This is a genomic window from Segatella sinensis (assembly GCF_040095255.1).
In the GTDB taxonomy this organism is placed as follows: domain Bacteria; phylum Bacteroidota; class Bacteroidia; order Bacteroidales; family Bacteroidaceae; genus Prevotella; species Prevotella sinensis.
On sequence record NZ_JBBNGE010000026.1, the window covers coordinates 18,567 to 37,820 of the forward strand.

At 47.0% G+C, this 19,254-nt stretch carries 13 protein-coding genes, 2 tRNA genes and 1 pseudogene; 14 read left to right on the top strand and 2 right to left on the bottom strand.

Annotation, left to right across the window (positions count from 1 at the left end):
• The first annotated feature begins 339 nt into the window (after positions 1-339).
• The 3 genes from AAAT87_RS08670 to AAAT87_RS08680 all read left to right on the top strand — a co-directional run bounded on the left by AAAT87_RS08670 (position 340) and on the right by AAAT87_RS08680 (position 3,523).
• Complete coding sequence (locus AAAT87_RS08670; protein WP_349226209.1) at positions 340-3,174, top strand: ATP-dependent Clp protease ATP-binding subunit; 2,835 nt, start codon at positions 340-342, stop codon at positions 3,172-3,174.
• Between the two features lie 150 nt (positions 3,175-3,324).
• Positions 3,325-3,397 (top strand) — tRNA-Thr (locus AAAT87_RS08675).
• Positions 3,398-3,449: 52 nt separating this feature from the next.
• Positions 3,450-3,523, top strand: a tRNA-Gly gene (locus tag AAAT87_RS08680).
• Between the two features lie 382 nt (positions 3,524-3,905).
• Here the strand turns inward: AAAT87_RS08680 and AAAT87_RS08685 are convergent.
• A complete protein-coding gene (locus tag AAAT87_RS08685) occupies positions 3,906-4,061 on the bottom strand; it encodes a sulfate transporter (protein ID WP_295023766.1) in 156 nt (51 codons plus the stop codon).
• A 79-nt stretch (positions 4,062-4,140) separates the two neighbouring features.
• Positions 4,141-5,076: pseudogene (locus AAAT87_RS08690) on the bottom strand (RluA family pseudouridine synthase); the annotation flags it as partial.
• 248 nt (positions 5,077-5,324) lie between these two features.
• Between AAAT87_RS08690 and AAAT87_RS08695 the strand changes: the two are divergent.
• The 11 genes from AAAT87_RS08695 to AAAT87_RS08745 all read left to right on the top strand — a co-directional run bounded on the left by AAAT87_RS08695 (position 5,325) and on the right by AAAT87_RS08745 (position 19,245).
• Positions 5,325-6,944, top strand: a complete 1,620-nt coding sequence (locus tag AAAT87_RS08695; protein ID WP_153090404.1) for an ABC-F family ATP-binding cassette domain-containing protein — start codon at positions 5,325-5,327, stop codon at positions 6,942-6,944.
• 120 nt (positions 6,945-7,064) lie between these two features.
• Positions 7,065-7,715 carry a nucleotide exchange factor GrpE gene (locus AAAT87_RS08700; protein ID WP_295023764.1) on the top strand — a complete coding sequence of 217 codons (651 nt, stop codon included), beginning with the start codon at positions 7,065-7,067 and terminating at the stop codon, positions 7,713-7,715.
• 14 nt (positions 7,716-7,729) lie between these two features.
• Positions 7,730-8,890 (top strand): molecular chaperone DnaJ, encoded by a 1,161-nt coding sequence (dnaJ, locus tag AAAT87_RS08705; protein ID WP_349226210.1) that lies wholly within the window; start codon positions 7,730-7,732, stop codon positions 8,888-8,890.
• 146 nt (positions 8,891-9,036) lie between these two features.
• Entirely contained in the window at positions 9,037-10,290 is a 1,254-nt protein-coding gene (locus AAAT87_RS08710; protein ID WP_349226211.1) for a bifunctional folylpolyglutamate synthase/dihydrofolate synthase, read from the top strand.
• Positions 10,291-10,413: 123 nt separating this feature from the next.
• Positions 10,414-11,499, top strand: a complete 1,086-nt coding sequence (locus AAAT87_RS08715; RefSeq protein ID WP_427866090.1) for an aldose epimerase family protein — start codon at positions 10,414-10,416, stop codon at positions 11,497-11,499.
• A gap of 133 nt (positions 11,500-11,632) precedes the next feature.
• On the top strand, positions 11,633-12,979 hold the full coding sequence (locus tag AAAT87_RS08720; RefSeq protein WP_089542631.1) for an MFS transporter: 1,347 nt from the start codon (positions 11,633-11,635) through the stop codon (positions 12,977-12,979).
• 103 nt (positions 12,980-13,082) lie between these two features.
• Positions 13,083-14,243, top strand: coding sequence for a galactokinase (gene galK / locus AAAT87_RS08725; protein WP_153096878.1), 1,161 nt, complete (start codon positions 13,083-13,085; stop codon positions 14,241-14,243).
• A 305-nt stretch (positions 14,244-14,548) separates the two neighbouring features.
• On the top strand, positions 14,549-15,736 hold the full coding sequence (locus AAAT87_RS08730; RefSeq protein WP_349226212.1) for an aldose epimerase family protein: 1,188 nt from the start codon (positions 14,549-14,551) through the stop codon (positions 15,734-15,736).
• A 150-nt stretch (positions 15,737-15,886) separates the two neighbouring features.
• A complete protein-coding gene (locus AAAT87_RS08735) occupies positions 15,887-17,611 on the top strand; it encodes a sodium:solute symporter (RefSeq protein ID WP_349226213.1) in 1,725 nt (574 codons plus the stop codon).
• A gap of 226 nt (positions 17,612-17,837) precedes the next feature.
• Positions 17,838-18,518: an NUDIX hydrolase gene (locus tag AAAT87_RS08740; RefSeq protein WP_089542635.1), complete on the top strand. Its 681-nt coding sequence runs from the start codon at positions 17,838-17,840 to the stop codon at positions 18,516-18,518.
• A gap of 28 nt (positions 18,519-18,546) precedes the next feature.
• Positions 18,547-19,245: an L-ribulose-5-phosphate 4-epimerase gene (locus AAAT87_RS08745; protein ID WP_006846778.1), complete on the top strand. Its 699-nt coding sequence runs from the start codon at positions 18,547-18,549 to the stop codon at positions 19,243-19,245.
• Positions 19,246-19,254 lie beyond the last annotated feature (9 nt).

Consider the following 19,254-nt stretch of genomic DNA (forward strand, 5'->3'; position numbering starts at 1 on the left):
GTTTATACCTTATTATATATATACCTATTTACCTTCTATTTTCAGGCGTTGACAGGTATTTGCCACCATCCAAGGGAGAAGCATCAGCGATTGCTTCCAACCAACCTTGCAAAAATGGCTCGAAATTGCGTTTAAGGGCATTTTTGGGCGTTTTAAGCCGTTTTAGCCTCTGCAAAATCACGACAAAGGTACAAAAATAAAATGAAATAAAAGGCACAGAATCGAAAAAAAACGATAATTTAGCATTAATTGTGTTTTAAATAAGTAAAAAAGTTGCCTAAACTCTTGTTTGTTACCAAAATAATGTGTACTTTTGCATTTGAATTTAATGAGTAAGACATGCAAAATCCATTTCAACATATCAACGACGTACTCAACTACAGTGGCAAAGAAGCCTACCGTATGTTGGGAAATCAGGTGAACACTGAGCACCTGATGTTGGGAATCCTGCATTGTAACAACAAGCAGGTGAACGATATTTTCGAGCATTTTGGCATCAACACCGACGTACTCCGCTCTACGCTTTACGATTCGCAGGAACAGGCGATAGACAAAAACTCTGCTGAGGAAAATACGGAAGCAGAAGAAGGAAGAGCCTTGAAGTACGACAAGGAGACTAGCGAAGTGATCAGCGAAGCCATTATCGAAGCTCGCCTCTGTGAGGGAAAGGCTGCTTTGGTACAACCGGAGCACCTGCTGCTCGCCATCCTGAAGAAGGATGAGTGCGACCCTGCCAAACTGCTCATCACACAAGGTCTGACCTATAAGAAACTGTTCGACTATATCAATGGTATCAACCTGGACATTGACAACAAACTTAATAAGTTGAACCAAGAAGTAGAGAACTACAAGCGCAATCAGATTGACGGGGATTCAGAACAGGAAGCTGTAGATGAAAAACCGGAAACAGAGACTGCGCCAGAGCAGGAACAAGAATCTGCCGAAGGCGATATCAACATGATTGACCTGCGAGATAAGCAACAGCTTCCAGAAAATCAGGAAGAAGCCGATACTTCTACCCTTCCTGACGGTGCAGCTTCTACCCAGGACAATCAGGGAGACCTGCTGGACCCAGAGGAGGAACCACTCGACTTCTGTGAAAATCAAAATTCCGGCAACGGAAAGCAGGGTGGCAACAACGGCAAGAATGCACGCAATGTAGTGGGCGCCAAGCCAACCAAGTCGAATACTCCATATCTGGACAAGTTCAGCTACGATCTGACCAAGGCCGCCAAGGACGGAAGCCTGGATCCTGTAGTAGGAAGAGACAAGGAGATTACCCGCCTGATGGAGATTCTGGGAAGAAGAAAGAAAAACAACCCAGTATTAATAGGTGAACCTGGTGTTGGCAAAAGTGCCATCGTAGAAGGACTGGCACAGATGATTGCCAAGGGCGACCAGAGTTCCCTCTTCTTCAACAAGCGAGTATTGAGTCTCGATATGACAGGCATTGTTGCCGGCACCAAATATAGAGGTCAGTTTGAGGAGCGCATCAAGGGGGTCATCAAGGAACTGGAGAGAAACCCGAACATCATCGTTTTCATCGATGAAATCCACACTCTGATTGGTGCGGGTGGCGCAGAAGGAAGCATGGATGCTGCCAACATCATGAAACCAGCTCTGGCACGTGGCTTCATCCAGTGCATCGGAGCCACCACCCTCAACGAATATCGCAAGAGTATAGAAAAGGATGGTGCTTTGGAACGTAGATTCCAGAAAATCATCGTAGAACCTACTACGGCAGAAGAGACACTAGAGATTCTGCATAACATCAAGGAGAAATACGAAGAGCATCATAATGTGAGCTACACAGACGAAGCACTGAAAGCATGCGTAAAGCTTGCAGACAGATACATGCACGACCGTTCCTTCCCAGATAAGGCCATTGATGTGATGGACGAGGCTGGCGCTCACATTCACATTAACAGTGCGACCGTCCCTGACGAACTCATAGAGGCTGAAAAGAAACTCAATGCAACCATCGCCAAAAAACAGGCTGCCGTAGCAAGCCAGAACTTCGAGATGGCTGCAACATTGAGAGACTACCAGACAAAGCAGGAACGCGACATTGAGATGATGCGCAAGCAATGGGAACATGGCGATCCGAACCACCGTGTCACCCTCGACGAAACGGAAATCGCCAAGGTAGTAAGCAACATGACAGGCATCCCTGTCCAGCAAATGGCAGAGAGCGAGAATATCCGTCTTAGAAATATGGGCAAGGTACTCAAGGAAAAAGTGATTGCCCAGGACGCAGCCATCGACAAGGTTGTGAAATCCATCCAGCGCAACCGCATGGGACTGAAAGACCCTAACCACCCTATCGGCGTGTTTATGTTCCTAGGTCCTACAGGTGTTGGAAAGACCTACCTCGCCAAGAAACTGGCAGAAGAGATGTTCGGTTCGGCAGATGCACTCTTCAGAATCGATATGAGTGAGTATGCTGAAGGATTCAACACTTCACGACTCATCGGTTCGCCTCCAGGATACGTTGGCTATGATGAAGGTGGACAGTTGACAGAGAAAGTACGTCGCAAGCCATACTGCATCGTTCTGCTGGATGAGATAGAGAAGGCAAACAGCCAGGTGTTCAATCTCCTGCTGCAGGTAATGGATGAAGGAAGACTGACAGATGGAAACGGCCGCCTGATTGACTTCCGTAACACCATCATCATCATGACCTCCAACGCCGGTACCCGACAGCTCAAGGAATTCGGCAGAGGCGTAGGTTTCAATGCAGGCGGAATCGGCAGCAACGGGATGCCTATAGACGAAAAGGATAAGGAGTATGCTCGTAGCGTCATTCAGAAGCATCTGTCCAAACAGTTTGCTCCGGAATTCCTCAACCGTCTCGATGAGATTATCACCTTCGACCAGCTCGATTTGTCTGCTATCACCAGCATCGTAGATCTGGAGCTGAAATCTCTCGTAAAGCGAATTGAGAATTTGGGCTATCATTTCCAGATGACCGACAAGGCAAAGGAATTTGTAGCCAGCAAGGGATACGATGTGCAGTTTGGTGCCCGACCATTGAAGCGGGCTATCCAAAACTACGTAGAAGACGGACTCTGCGAGCTGCTGATGGAAGGTAACCTGAAGCCAGGAGCCACCATCAGCATCGGAAAGAATCCGAAGAAAGACGAATTGACTTTCAAAAATATGATAAAAGATTAATTTGGTATAGATATTTTTACTTATGGGAGCTTGTCTGTAAAGGCAGGCTCCCTATTTTTGTTAATGATAGTTAACCGAAAGAAAACTCTTCACAAATTATTTTCTCAATTAGAAAATTTTGGTTACCTTTGCATTCACTTAAAGAGAAAAGCCATGATGGCTCAGTTGGTAGAGCAACGCATTCGTAATGCGTGGGTCGCGGGTTCGAGTCCCGCTCGTGGCTCTCTTTTCTTCAGCAAGCCGTGCTTGCATCTCCCTCCAAAAGTTTTTTGTCTGCGAGATTAGCACATCGGTAGTGCACGGGCTTCCCAAGCCTGTGAGGCGGGTTCGACTCCCGTATCTCGCTCCATCCACAAGAAAAGACTCTCGTTTCTCGTTCCCCAGTCCTCGTACAAACTCCCTCATTTCATCCCACCCCGCCATCCTCTGAAAATTCTGCACTGGAAGCGTAAACCTTTACGCACGATTTTTCAGGTTTTTCGATATAAGATACCGATATTTTTTATACCTTTGCATCAGATTTCAGCTACTGGCGACACCCAGAAGGTAGCAGAGGGCGTACTCGGCTTCGACTACATCTGGCAATACCAATTGAAAAGACAATATAAATAGGTATTATTAGAAGGTAAAAATATAACGTAAAGTCCGGTAAGGCAAGCGAAAGCTTGATTCTTACCGGACTATTTTTTTATGAAATGGACTGACACTTGAGAAAAATTAAAACCAATAGCTTAAGATAAATAAAGCCAATAGATGGCTGCAAGAACAGCTACGAGAATAACTCCCACCACCGTCTTGACCATACAGGTAGCAACCTTCTTCAGGATAAAAAGACCAACAACCAGCGCCACAAGGGCAAAAGCGTAATAAAGGAAATCACTATCCATTGCGTCCCTCCTTTCTGAATGGCTTGCGGTGTGCCTCCTTAGGATTTCTGCCTCTTTCATCGAAAGGTCTGTTGTCTTGCTTCATCGCTCTGACGAATTCATTTGGAATCGGAGTTTCGAATTCCATTGGCTGATGGGTTACCGGATGATAGAAGCAGAGAACATAGGCGTGCAGGCAAAGGCGACCGCATGGATCATCACCATTACCATACTTGATGTCTCCACATACAGGATGACCCATATCGGCTGTATGAACACGAATCTGGTTCTTGCGGCCTGTCTCCAACTTATACTCTACCAGAGAATGCGCTGTGGTTCGCTGCAGGGTATGGAAATGGGTAACAGCATACTTGCCACCATTGTCAGTATCGCTGGCAAAGGTAATGTACGCCTTATTGTCCTTCAACCAGTTGGCAACCGTACCTTCATCCTCCTCCATCTCTCCTGAAACCAGCGCCACGTATCGGCGGTCGTATACATTATGATGCCAGTCATCTTCAAGGGCAAGTTCAGTCTGCTTGTCCTTGGCGTAAATCATCAAACCCGAAGTATCTCGGTCAAGGCGGTGCACCACGTGAGCCTGACAGTTCTGACGGGTCTTGTGGAAGTAGTCATCCAATACGCTCTTTACATTCAGGGAAGAATGACCGGCAGCCATACTGAGAATGCCTACGTTCTTTTCAATGACGATGAGATAACGATCCTCATAGACAATCTTAAGATAACGGATCTTGAAGACATCCTGGTTCTTCTTGGTCTTGCTCACGCTAACCTTCATACCAGGTTTCAGGGCATAGTCAAACTGGGTGATGGTCTTTCCATCCACCTTGATTCCCCTACCCTGCAGAGTCTGCTTCACCTTGGTCTTGCTAGGACCTTTCACGTTTTCCATCAGCCATTCCAACAACTGAGCAGGCTTTTCCACCTTGTAGTGGTCGTATTCATTGGGATTTCCGTAGCCATAGGCATTGTTGGTGTGCTTACTAAAATTTCCTTTTCTATTTTGTTGTCTCATGTTCTAAAACCAATTTCGTGTTTTGGATTCATCTTATGTTCTTAACACTCAAACCGAAGAATCAGCCCCTATTGGCGCCAATTCAGCCTACAAAAGTAAGACTTTTCTGCAAAATAACAAAGAGGAGACCAGTTTTTAACTAAAAATTAGTAACTTTTGCCAATAAAACATTGATATACAAATAATTTTTCGTACCTTTGCACCCAAATAAAGATAAAATCAGATAAAAAGATATTTAGAAATAAGGAATGATTACAGTAACAAATCTTGCAATTCAATTCGGTAAGCGAGTGCTTTACAAAGATGTAAACCTCAAGTTCACACATGGTAATATTTACGGCGTAATCGGTGCCAACGGTGCCGGTAAGTCAACTCTCCTCCGCGCCATCAGCGGCGACCTGGAGCCAAACAAGGGAACTGTGGAGATGGGTCCAGGCGAGCGCCTTTCCGTTTTGGAGCAGGACCACTTCAAGTATGACGAGTTCCGCGTGATGGACACCGTTCTCATGGGTCATCAGCCTTTGTGGGAAAACATGAAGGAGCGCGAGCGCCTCTACTCTAAGCCAGAGATGACAGAAGAGGATGGTAACCTCGCTGCTGAGCTGGAGCTTAAGTTTGCCGAGATGAATGGTTGGGAGGCTGAGAGCAATGCTGCCCAGTTGCTTCAGAACCTTGGCGTAAAGGAAGATCGCCACGACAAGCTCGTAGGTGAGCTTTCCAACACAGAGAAGGTGCGCGTAATGTTGGCGAAGGCTCTCTTCGGTAACCCAGACAACCTCCTCCTCGATGAGCCTACCAACGACCTCGACCTCGACACAGTAGAGTGGCTGGAGGAATACCTCAGCAATATCGAGCAGACTGTTCTCGTGGTTTCTCACGACCGTCACTTCCTCGATGCTGTCAGCACTCAGACCGTGGATATTGACTTTGGCAAGGTAACTATGTTTGCCGGTAACTACTCTTTCTGGTACGAGAGTTCTCAGTTGGCTCTCCGTCAGGCTCAGAACCAGAAGATGAAGGCCGAGGAGAAGAAGAAGCAGCTGGAGGAGTTCATCCGCCGATTCTCTGCCAATGTGGCTAAGAGTAAGCAGACCACATCCCGCAAGAAGATGTTGGAGAAGCTGAATGTTGAGGAAATCCGCCCATCTAGCCGTAAGTACCCAGGCATCATCTTCCAGATGGACCGTGAACCAGGCAACCAGATTCTGGAGGTTGAGGGCTTGAAGGCTTGCGATGAGGACGGAACAGTACTCTTCGACAACGTAAACTTCAATATCGAGAAGGGTGAGAAGGTAGTATTCCTCTCTCACAACCCTAAGGCGATGACTGCCCTCTTCGAGATTATCAACGGCAACCGCAAGGCTGACGCAGGTGAATATAAGTGGGGTATTACCATCACAACAGCCTATCTCCCACTCGACAATACAGAGTTCTTCCAGAGCGACATGAACCTCGTAGATTGGTTGAGCCAGTATGGTCCAGGAAACGAGGTGGCCATGAAGGGTTACTTAGGTAGAATGCTCTTCAGCGGTGAGGAAGTGTTGAAGAAGGTGAACGTGCTCTCAGGAGGTGAGAAGATGAGATGTATGATTGCCCGCATGCAGTTGCAGAACGCCAACTGTCTGATTCTCGATACTCCAACCAACCACTTGGACTTGGAGAGTATCCAGGCATTCAACAACAACCTGGTAGCATTCAAGGGTAATGTACTCTTCGCCAGCCACGACCACGAGTTCATCAACACCGTGGCAAACCGTATCATTGAGCTCACTCCTTCTGGAACCATCGACAAGCTGATGTCTTATGATGAGTACATCTACGATGAGGCTATTAAGGAACAAAAGGCTAAAATGTACGGAATACAATAATAGAAAGACATATTAATTCATTTAGTTTTATACAAGTGCCAATTCGATGAGAATCGAGTTGGCACACTTTTTGTCAAAACAACCAATAAAAGAATAATCATGTTTAAAAAATTTAAGGCTATGTCAAAAGAAAAGAAAATTAATATAGAGGACGGTAACGCAAAGGAGCAGGTTCTCAATGAGAATGCAGAACAGAACGCTACCCAGAATAACGATAACGTAGAGAATAAGGCTGATGAGCAGAATGCGGAAAAGGCTGACACAAAGTCGGCAGATGCTGACAATCAGACAGAGAATACTGACAATGAGGCAGACAAGGCAGAAGTTGACCCTCTGAAGATGGCTCAGCAGGAAGTAGAAGAGCTCAAGAAGGCCTTGCTTTATAAGACTGCCGAGTTTGAGAACTACCGCAAGCGCACCATGAAGGAGAAGACAGAACTGATTCTCAATGGTGGCGAGAAAACCATCTCTGCCATCCTTCCTGTCCTCGACGACTTTGAGCGCGCACTTGCCGACAAGAGCGAAGATCCTAAGGCTATCAAGGAAGGTGTACAGATGATTTTCAACAAGTTCATCAAGACACTCGAAGGTCTCGGCGTGAAGAAGATTGAGACTGCAGACAAGGATTTCGATGTAGATTTCCACGAGGCAATCGCTATGGTACCAGGAATGGGCGATGACAAGAAGGGTAAGGTAATCGACTGCGTACAGACTGGTTACACCCTCAATGACAAGGTGATTCGTCACGCTAAAGTAGCAGTAGGTCAATAAAAATATAGAGAAAAATGGCAAAGAGAGACTATTACGAGGTGCTGGGTGTAGATAAGCAGGCATCAGAAGACGAAATTAAGAAGGCTTACCGCAAGATAGCCATCAAATATCATCCAGACCGCAACCCTGGCAACAAGGAGGCTGAGGAAAAATTCAAGGAAGCTGCCGAAGCATACGAGGTTCTTCACGACCCCCAGAAGCGCCAGCAGTACGATCAGTTTGGATTCAACGGTCCTCAGGGAGGATTTGGCGGTTTCGGCGGTGGCGCAGGCATGGACATGAACGACATCTTCTCGATGTTTGGCGACATCTTCGGCGGTCACGGTGGATTCGGTGGCGGTTTCGGCGGATTTGGCGGAAGTGCCCAGCCACAGCAGTACCAGGGTAGAGACTTGCGCGTACAGGCTAAGCTTACTTTGGAAGAGGCTTACGCAGGTTGCACCAAGAAGTTCAAGATTCGCAAGGACGTACCATGTTCTTCTTGCCATGGTACTGGATGCGAGAGTGGTTCTCAGCCAGAGACCTGCCCTACCTGTCACGGAACAGGTTACACCGTTCGCACTGTCCGCTCTATGTTCGGTACGATGCAGACCCAGGCTGCCTGCCCTACTTGCGGCGGCGAAGGTCACATTATCAAGAACAAGTGTAAAGCTTGCGGCGGCGACGGAATCGTAACTGGCGAGGAGGTTGTAGAGATCAACATCCCAGCTGGCGTTGATGACGGAATGGTTATAACCGTTCCAGGAAAGGGAGGCGCCGGCAAGCACAATGGCGTAAACGGCGATCTTCAGGTGATTGTACGTGTAGAAAAGAGTGAGAACTTTGAGCGTAAGGACCAGGATCTCTACTACAATCTCGTACTCGACTTCTCTACAGCCGTTCTCGGTGGTGAGGTAGAAATCCCTACATTGGAGGGAAAGACCACCATCAAGATTGAACCGGGCACCCAGCCGGGCAAACAGGTTCGCCTTCGTGGCAAGGGAATGCCAGCCATCCAGGGATACGGTTACGGAAAAGGAGACATCATCGTGAACATCACTGTCTATATTCCTAAGACTCTGAACAAGGAGGAGAAGGAACTGGTGAAGAAGTTCAAGGAGTGCGAGAACTTCCAGGCCGACAAGGCTACCAAGAAGTCTCTCTTCGACAGCATCAAGAATCTCTTCAATAAATAACTCTCTCCCATCATGAGGAGAAAGTGATTTCTAGAGAACAATATCTTTCTAGACAAACAAAAGATTACTGGCAATCTCAATCATTGGCTGACGCCGGTGTTGGGATTGCCTCTTTTTGTTTATACACATTATTATATATATAGGAAATGAATTATCAAGAAACAACAGAATATCTCTTCAATAGTACTCCTGTCTTTGAGAAAATCGGAGCGAAGGCTTACAAGCCAGGCTTGCAGACCACATTCGCCCTGGATGATCACTTTGGTCACCCTCATCAGAAATACAAGACCATCCACATAGCCGGAACCAACGGCAAAGGATCCAGCTCCCATACCCTTGCAGCCATTCTTCAGAGCCAGGGTTACAAGGTAGGACTCTACACCTCTCCCCATCTGGTAGATTTCAGAGAACGTATCCGAGTGAACGGAGAATGCGTTCCGGAGCAGTATGTCATTGACTTCGTTGAAGAGAACCGTGCCTTCTTCGAACCACTTCATCCATCCTTCTTCGAACTCACCACTGCCATGGCACTGAAATACTTCGCAGAGCAGGAGGTGGATTATGCGGTCATCGAAGTGGGACTGGGCGGAAGACTCGACTGCACCAACATCATCACCCCAATCCTTTCCATCATCACCAACATCAGCTTCGACCACACCCAGTTCCTGGGCAACACCCTTGCCGAGATTGCCGGTGAAAAGGCGGGAATCATCAAGCCGGGCGTTCCTGTAGTCATTGGAGAATACCTCCCGGAGACCCGAACCGTATTCGAGAAGAAGGCGAAGTCTGAGAATGCTCCTATTCTCTTCGCCCAGGACTTCGACGCAGATCATCTGGAAAGCAGCGAAACCTGTGATGTAGATATGGAGCTCAAGGGGTCCTATCAGGAGCGCAACAAGAAGACAATCCTGACTGCACTTCATATACTGCGCCAGAAACTCGCCATCAGTGATGAAGCCATCCGTGAAGGATTCGCCCACGTATGCGAACTGACTGGTCTGCGCGGAAGATGGGAAAAGCTCAATGACGCTCCCCTCACCATCTGCGATACGGGCCATAATCTCGCCGGCTGGAACTACCTTGCACCGCAGATCAACTCCGTAAAAGCCGAGACCAAACATATCGTTTTCGGCATGGTGGATGACAAAGATGTGGTGCACGTATTACAACTATTGAAGGAAAAGCTGGAAAATCGGGTAAAGTACTACTGGACGCAGCCTTCTACCAAAAGAGCCATCCCTGTAGAGAAATTGAGCGAACTTGCATTAAAGTTTGGCTTACACGGAGAGACATATCATTCTGTAAAAGAAGCATATAACGCTGCTCTAAAAAATGCAGAAAAAGACGATTTTGTCTTCGTTGGCGGTTCAAGTTATGTTGTGGCAGATTTGCTCTCCTAGAAATTTTTAGTTTTTTTAAATCAAATAATTGCTAAATAATTTGTCACATTCATTTTTTTTTAGTTACTTTGCAGTAGATTACTTTAGAACTCTAAAGTAGAGCAACTAAAAAAATGACATATTATGAATACAGAACCAGTTAACAAGTGTGGTTTGAAAAGAGAAGATTTTCAGACCACAGTACAGGGAAAGAAGACTGATCTCTTCGTGTTGAGAAACAATCAGGGCAACGAGGTTGCTGTGACGAACTACGGTGGTGCTGTTGTAGCCATCATGATGCCAGACAAGGACGGCAACTATGCCAACCTCGTTCAGGGTCACGACAACATTCAGGACGTCATCAACTCACCTGAGCCTTTCTTGAGCGTCCTCATCGGTCGATACGGTAACCGTATTAAAGAGGGTAAGTTCACTCTTCATGGCAAGGAGTACCAGTTAGCATGCAACGATGGCAAGAACCACTTGCATGGAGGTCCTACAGGATTCCACGCACATGTTTGGGATGCTACCCGCATGAGCGACAACGCAGTCGTCCTGAAGTACACCAGCCCATACGGCGAGGAAGGTTTCTCAGGAGAATTGACCGTCTGGGTGGCTTATACCTTGACAGACGACAACGAGTTCGTCATCAAGTATCAGGCAACCACCAACAAGATGACCATCTGCAATCTCACTCACCATGCATTCTTCTCAATCCAGGGTATTGCTAACCCTACCCCAACAGTTGACAACATCATCTGTCAGGTTAACGCAGACTACTATCTCCCTATAGATGAGACATCTATCCCTACAGGTGAGATCTTCAAGGTAGAGGGTACTCCATTCGATTTCCGCACTCCAAAGCCAATCGGACAGGACATCAATGCAGATGATGAACAGATTAAGAATGGTTCTGGTTACGACCATAACTATGTATTGAACAAGAAGGAAGAGGGCGAGTTGAGCTTTGCTGCTCGCATCAAGGATCCTGTAAGCTGCCGCACCATGGAGGTTTACACCACAGAGCCAGGTCTGCAGATGTACACAGGTAACTTCCTGGCAGGCATCAAGGGTCAGCATGGTGCAACCTTCCCACGCCGCAGCGCAGTATGCTTCGAGGCACAGAAGTTCCCAGACACACCTAACCACCCTTACTTCCCAAGCTGCAGATTGTGTCCAGGTGAGACCTACACCCAGAAGACTATCTACAAGTTTGGTGTAGAGAAATAAGATAAATCACTAATAATCAGATAGGAGTTGCTGCCACTGAAAGAGAACTTCGAGGCAGCCACTCCTTTTTGCGGTAAAATTCTGACTAGAATAAACATTAAATAATAACAATATCAACTATCAAGTTTAAACAATGGAACAAAACAATGGAAACAACAACGGTCGTGTCATTGCAATCATCACGATGTGTTTTATCTTTGCAATGATCTCGTTCGTAACTAACATGGGAGCACCTTTTGGCAACATCTGGGGCTTCAAGTACTCTTGGGCAGCCATGATGGGTAACTTCATGAACTTCGCCGCTTACCTCTTTATGGGTATTCCAGCAGGTAAGATGATCGAAAACAAGGGTTACAAGAAAACAGCTCTCATCGCACTTGCAGTCGGTACAATCGGTTTGATGATCCAGTACTTATCAAGCATCTTCGGTGACGACATCCCAGTATTCACACTCAGCTCTGGCGCAGTTTGCCTCAACCTCATCATTTATCTGTTGGGTGCATTCATCTGCGGTTTCTGCGTATGTATGCTTAACACGGTGGTAAACCCAATGTTGAACTTGCTCGGTGGCGGTGGTAACCGTGGTAACCAGCTCATTCAGATTGGTGGTACATTGAACTCATTGAGTGGTACTCTTACCCCATTGCTGGCAGGTGTGCTCGTAGGTACTGTTACAGCCAACACCAGTATGAGCGACGTTGCTCCTCTCCTCTTCATCGGTATGGCAGTATTCATCGCAGCCTTCTTTATCATCTGGTTCGTAGCTATTCCTGAGCCAAACATCAAGAAGGAAAACGTGCAGTACGACCACAGTCCTTGGTCTTTCCGTCACTGCGTACTCGGTGTCATCGGTATCTTCTTCTATGTAGGTGTTGAGATTGGTATTCCAGCTCAGCTTATCTTCTACATCAGTAGCATGGACTTCACAGGTGCAGCTTCTGTAGGTGGTGCTTTCGCAGCAGTTTACTGGTTGCTTATGATGTGCGGCCGATTCCTCAGCTCATTCATCAGCGGTGCCGTTTCTACCAAGACACAGATGACAGTAGTATCAACAGTAGCTATCCTCCTGTTGCTCACAGCCATCTTCTTGCCAGAGGCAAACACATTGAACTTCTCTTTGGCAGGTGATTCAGAGATTGCAAGCCTTCTCAAGCTCGACGACCACGGTACTGGCGTTGTAGCATTTACCATCCCTACCAAGTGTGTGCTCATCGCCATCTGCGGTTTGTGTACTTCTATCATGTGGGGTGGAATCTTCAACCTTGCCGTTGAGGGTCTTGGCAAATACACAGCTCAGGCATCAGGTATCTTCATGATGATGGTAGTTGGTGGTGGTGTAATGCCTCTCATCCAGGATGCAGTTGCTAAGGCTGCTGGCCCTATCGCATCTTACTGGGTTATCATCGCCATGATCGCATACATTCTTTTCTATGCGCTCGCAGGTTGCAAGAATGTCAACAAGGACATCCCTGTAGAGTAAATTCCGGAAAATCCTATTCCCGGATGAAGCAAAACTTGATTTATCCGGGAATAACTAATTTATAATCAAATCTTTAATAATAACTTTTTAAACAACAACTATTATGGATATCGAAAAAGTAAGAAGCCGTTTCATCAAGCACTTTGATGGCAAAACAGGTAACATCTATATGTCACCAGGTCGTATTAACCTGATTGGCGAGCACACAGATTATAATGGTGGATTCGTATTCCCAGGTGCAGTAGATAAGGGTATTATGGCTGAGATCCGTCCTAACGGAACAGAGACAGTGATGCTCTACTCTATCGACTTGAAGGACCGTGTAGAGTTCAAGGTAAACGACCCTGAGGGTCCTCGCGCATCTTGGGCACGCTACATCTACGGTATCTGCCAGGAGATGAAGGCGCTGGGTGTTGATGTAAAGGGCTTCAATGCTGCATTCTATGGCGACGTGCCTCTCGGTGCAGGTATGTCTTCTTCTGCTGCTCTTGAGAGCTGCTTCGCTTTCGCTTTGAACGATCTCTTCGGTGACAACAAGGTTTCTAAGTGGGATCTCGTTCTCGCTGGTCAGGCTACTGAGCACAAGTACGTAGGTGTAAACTGCGGTATTATGGACCAGTTTGCTTCTGTATTCGGCAAGGAGGGTAAGTTGATGCGTCTCGACTGCAACAGCCGTGAGTTTGAGTACTTCCCATTCGAGCCTAAGGGTTACAAGCTCTGCCTGGTTAACTCTAAGGTTAAGCACGAGTTGGCTGGTTCTCCATACAACGACCGCCGCAACTCTTGCGAGAACGTGGTTAAGCACATCGCTGCCAAGCACCCAGAGGCTAAGTTCGAGACTCTCCGCGATTGCACATGGGAGCAGTTGGAAGAGGTTCGCGCTGAGGTAGGCGAAGAGGATTACAGCCGCGCTCACTTCGTATTGGGCGAGAAGGACCGCGTATTGGCAGTCTGCGATGCTCTTGAGAAGGGTGACTACGAGACTGTAGGTCAGAAGATGTATGAGACTCACCACGGTTTGAGCAAGGAATACGAGGTAAGCTGCGAGGAGCTCGACTTCTTGAACGATGTTGCCAAGGAGAATGGTGTTACTGGTAGCCGTATTATGGGTGGTGGCTTCGGTGGCTGCACCATCAACTTGGTTAAGGACGACATCTACGACAAGTTCGTTGAGGATGTTACAGCTAAGTTCACAGCTAAGTATGGTCACGCACCTGAGGTTTATCCAGTAGTTATCTCTGAGGGTTCTCACAAGGTTTGCTAATAGATACACATTATTATAATATAAAGGAACTGCAGCTGGCAAACACCAACTGCAGTTTTTTTGTTATAAGATATTGTCACGCCCTGAAAGCTTTTGCCCTTTACCAATAACGACACTACTCCATCACAAAACACAGAAAAAGACAAAAAACACGGGAAAAACAGCAGAAAAGAGGGGGCTTTGATGCAAATAGTGTTAAAAACACACTATAGAAGAAAAAAAGTTAGGGAAAAGTATTGTGGTTTCAAAATAAAATTGTAATTTTACACCGAAAATTAGTAAACAACATTAAAAGCAACCTAGAAATGAACTACGTAAAGAACCTTTTTATGGGAGTTGGTTTCGCAGCAGTCGCTACCCTCTCAGCATGTTCTTCAAGCAGCAATGCTAGTTTAACACAGTCAGGCTTGAATCCAGCAGACTTCGATTCTACTGTTTTGGGCAAGAAGACTGAGTTAGTTACCCTCAAGAATGCCAACGGCATGGAGGTTTGCCTCACCAACTATGGTGGTCGTGTAGTTTCCATCTCTGTCCCTGACAAGGATGGCAAGCCTACAGATGTAGTGCTCGGCTACGACAACATCCACCAGTATGCAGACACCCTCAACACTCCTTCTGATTACGGATCATCAGTAGGCCGTTACGCCAACCGTATCAAGGACTCCAAGTTGACTCTTGCAGGCAAAACATATAATCTGAAGCCAAACGACAATGGCAACTGTCTTCACGGTGGTGGTGCTACCGGTTGGTTGAACCAGGTTTACGACATTACAGAGAAGAATGATTCTTCTGTAACCTTCACTATCCAGGCAAAGGATGGCGAGAATGGCTTCCCTGGCAATGTTACTGCAACAGCAAAATATACGGTAAAGAGCAACAATACACTTGACATCGAGTTTGGTGCTACAACCGATAAGGAGACCGTGGTTAACATGACCAACCACAGTTACTTCAACTTGAATGGCGATCCATCCAAGGAAGGTTTCGACCAGGTAATGTACATCAATGCTGATAAGTTCACACCTGCAGATTCACTCTATATTCCAACAGGTGAAATCAAGGACGTAGAAGGAACTCCAATGGACTTCCGCACTCCTACCGAGATTGGCAAGAAGGTAGATTACAGCTTCGACCAGATCAAGAACGCTACAGGTTACGACCACAACTGGTGTCTGAACACCTATAAGGATGGCAAGGGCGATGACAAGACCGTCTGCGCAAGCCTCTACTCTCCAAAGAGCGGAATCCTCCTTGAAGTCTTCACCAATGAGCCAGGAATCCAGGTTTATACAGGTAACTTCCAGGGCACAGGTATTGCCTGCAAGCATGGAATCAAGTATCCTAAGCACGTGAGCGTCTGCTTCGAGAGCCAGAAGTATCCTGATTCACCAACCAAGATTGCCCAGGGCGTAAAGGGATGGACAGATGCAACCTTGAAGCCAGGAGAGAAGTACTACTCTCACCTCGCTTACAAGTTCAGCGTTAAGAAGTAAGGAATGGCTATGCGGCGGATTACAAATCCGCCGAAACCCAAATAAGGAAGGCAAAGCGGCGGATTGAAATCCGCCGAACTCCATAGGATTAAGCATCCAATAAAAGAAAGAATAAACAATAATAAATAATCAAACAATCTTATAGTAATTATGAATTGGAATTCAACAGAATTCGTATGGCTTGATTGGACAGTACTCGCCATTGGTGTAATCGGCGTAATCTGGGCTGTCTGGCATGCAATTGTGAAAGACAGAAAGGCTCAGAAGGGCGAAGACTCTTCTGCTTACCTCTTCGGTAAGGGCGAGCCATGGTATGTAATCGGTATGGCTATCTTCGCAGCCAACATCGGTTCAGAGCACCTCGTGGGTCTTGCTGGTACTGGCGCTAAGAGCGGTGTAGGTATGGCTCACTGGGAGATGCAGGGTTGGATGATCCTCATCCTCGGTTGGTTGTTCGTACCTTTCTATCAGTTGCTCATCAACAAGATGGGTAAGATCATCACCATGCCAGACTTCCTGAAGTTCCGCTATACTCAGCGTACAGGTTCATGGCTCTCTATCATCACACTCGTTGCTTACATTCTCACCAAGGTGAGCGTTACTGCACTTACAGGTGGTATTTTCTTCGAGTATCTCTGGGGCTTGAACTTTTGGGCAGGTGCTATCGGTTTGATCATCCTCACCACCATCTTCACCGTATTCGGCGGAATGAAGGGTGTGATGACATTGTCAACCATCCAGACTCCTATTCTCGTCATCGGTTCATTCCTCGTGCTCTTCCTCGGTCTCTCTACCCTCGGCGGTGGAAGCATCTCTACAGGTTGGGCAGACATGATGGACTACTGCGGCAAGTTGAACAACGGCTACGGAACAACCCACATGTTCCACTGGGAGGCAGGTGACTCAATGTATCAGGACTATCCAGGTTTTGTAGTATTCATCGGTGCAACCATCATTGGTTTCTGGTACTGGTGTACTGACCAGCATATCGTTCAGCGTGTACTCGGTCAGGTTCCTGGCGAAAGCAACGTAGAAGTTATGAAGCGTGCCCGCCGCGGTACTATCGCAGCTGGTTTCTTCAAGGTTCTCCCTTGCTTCATGTTCCTCATTCCAGGTATGATTGCAGCAGCCTTGGCTCAGAAGGGCGCAATCCAGATGAACGAGACTGATGCAGCCTTCGCCATCATGGTAAAGACCGTGCTTCCTGCAGGTATCAAGGGAATCGTAACCATCGGTTTCATCTGCGCACTCGTTGCTTCATTGGCAGCATTCTTCAACAGCTGTGCTACCCTCTTCACCGAGGACTTCTACAAGCCATTGAAGAAGGGAATGTCTGAGGCTCACTACGTACTCGTTGGTCGTATCGCTACCGTAGTAGTTGTAATTCTCGGTTTTGCCTGGTTGCCAATCATGATGAAGATGGACACCCTTTACAACTACCTCCAGGGAATCCAGTCACTCCTGGCTCCAGCCATGGTAGCAGTATTTGCGATGGGTATTTTCTTCAAGAAGATTACTCCAAAGGCAGGCGAATACACCATGATTACCGGTTTCCTCATCGGTATGCTCCGCCTCGTTACCAACGTCATTACCGATACTGGTAAGGCAACAATGGATGGTGCATTCTGGGATTACACCGCATGGTTCTGGCAGACCAACTGGCTCGTATTCGAGTGCTGGCTGCTCATCTTCCTTATCATCTTCATGGTAGTAGTGAGCTGCTTCACTCCAGCCCCAAGCAAGGAGCAGGTAGAGGCAATCACCTTCACATCCGACTTCAAGAAGTCTATCCGTGAGAGCTGGGGTGCGTTCGATATCATTGGTACAATCGTAGTAATCGGCCTCTGCGCTGCATTCTACGCTTACTTCTGGTAAAATATAGAAAAAGTTAGGAGTTAGAAGCTGAAAGGATGGAATTTTCCTTTAGTGTGTATAGTTAGCAGGTTCCTTTCTTCTCCTTCTGACTCCCAACTTCCCTAAAGAAACTCTTTGGCGACAAGGCTCCCTTTTAGAAACTCTGTCAGAAGCGCAGCCATAAGCTGAAGTAAACAAAACTATCAATCAAATTCATTGAATCTTGACATCAAAAATCAACACGACCATGACGCAGTTTTATAACGAATACCCCAAGGTTCTGGTTTCCGTGGATTGCATTATCTTCGGATTTAACGGCAACAACCTTCAAGTCCTGATAGGCAAACGAAAGATGGACCCGGGACGCGGCGAATGGTCACTCTATGGTGGTTTCGTTGGAGCTAACGAAAATCTAGAGGACGCTGCAAACAGAGTCATCCTGGATCTTACTGGAATGAAGAACCTCTATATAAGACAAGTGGGTGCATTCGGCAGAATCGACCGAGACCCAGGTGAGCGAGTAATCTCCATCGCCTATTGCGCCCTCATCAATGTGGTAGATTACGATGATAGTCTCCGCATCGAACACGGTCTGGAATGGGTAAGCCTGAATGAGCTTCCAGAACTCTATTCCGACCACCGCACCATGATTCACGACGCCATCTGTCAGATCCGCCGTCGCATCAATCATGAACCACTGAGCTTCAAGCTCCTCCCCGACCTCTTTACGCTGACTCAGCTTCAGCACGTGTTCGAGGCTGTGATGGGAGAAGAGATTGACAAGCGCAACTTCCGCAAGCGCGTGAAGGATATTGACTTTATCGAGAAGACAGAACTCATCGACAAGGTTACTTCGAAACGAGGCGCCGCCCTCTACCGCTTCAACAAGAAAGCATACGAGGAAGACCCATCGTTCATCTTGAAATAGAAAATAAATAACTTTAACGAAATATATTATGTTAGAAGAATTAAAAGAAAAAGTGTTCAAGGCAAACCTTGACCTGGTGAAGCACAATCTCGTGCTCTTTACATGGGGAAATGTAAGCGGAATCGACCGTGAGAAGGGTCTGGTAGTCATCAAGCCATCAGGTGTTGACTACGACACCATGAAGGCGAGTGATATGGTAGTAGTTGACCTGGAGACCGGCAAGGTTGTTGAAGGCGACCTGAATCCATCTTCAGATACTCCTACCCACCTGGTTCTCTACCGTGCATTCCCAGAATTGGGCGGCGTGGTTCACACCCACTCTACCTACGCTACAGCCTGGGCTCAGGCAGGATTGGACATCCCTAACATCGGTACTACCCACGCAGACTATTTCCACGACTGCATTCCTTGCACCGATGCAATGACAGAGGATATGATGGCCGAGTATGAGCACAATACAGGTGTAGTCATTGTTGACAGATTCAAGAAGGACAATATCAACCCGGTTCACACTCCAGGCGTACTGGTGAAGAACCACGGTCCTTTCACATGGGGTAAGGATGCTGACCAGGCTGTCTATCACGCAGTGGTAGCCGAGCAGGTGGCAAAGATGGCGTTCATCTCTTTCAGCGTGAATCCAAACACCACCATGAACCCATTGCTCGTAGAGAAGCACTTCAACCGCAAGCACGGTCCTAACGCTTACTACGGACAGAAGAAGCACTAATCTCCGAAT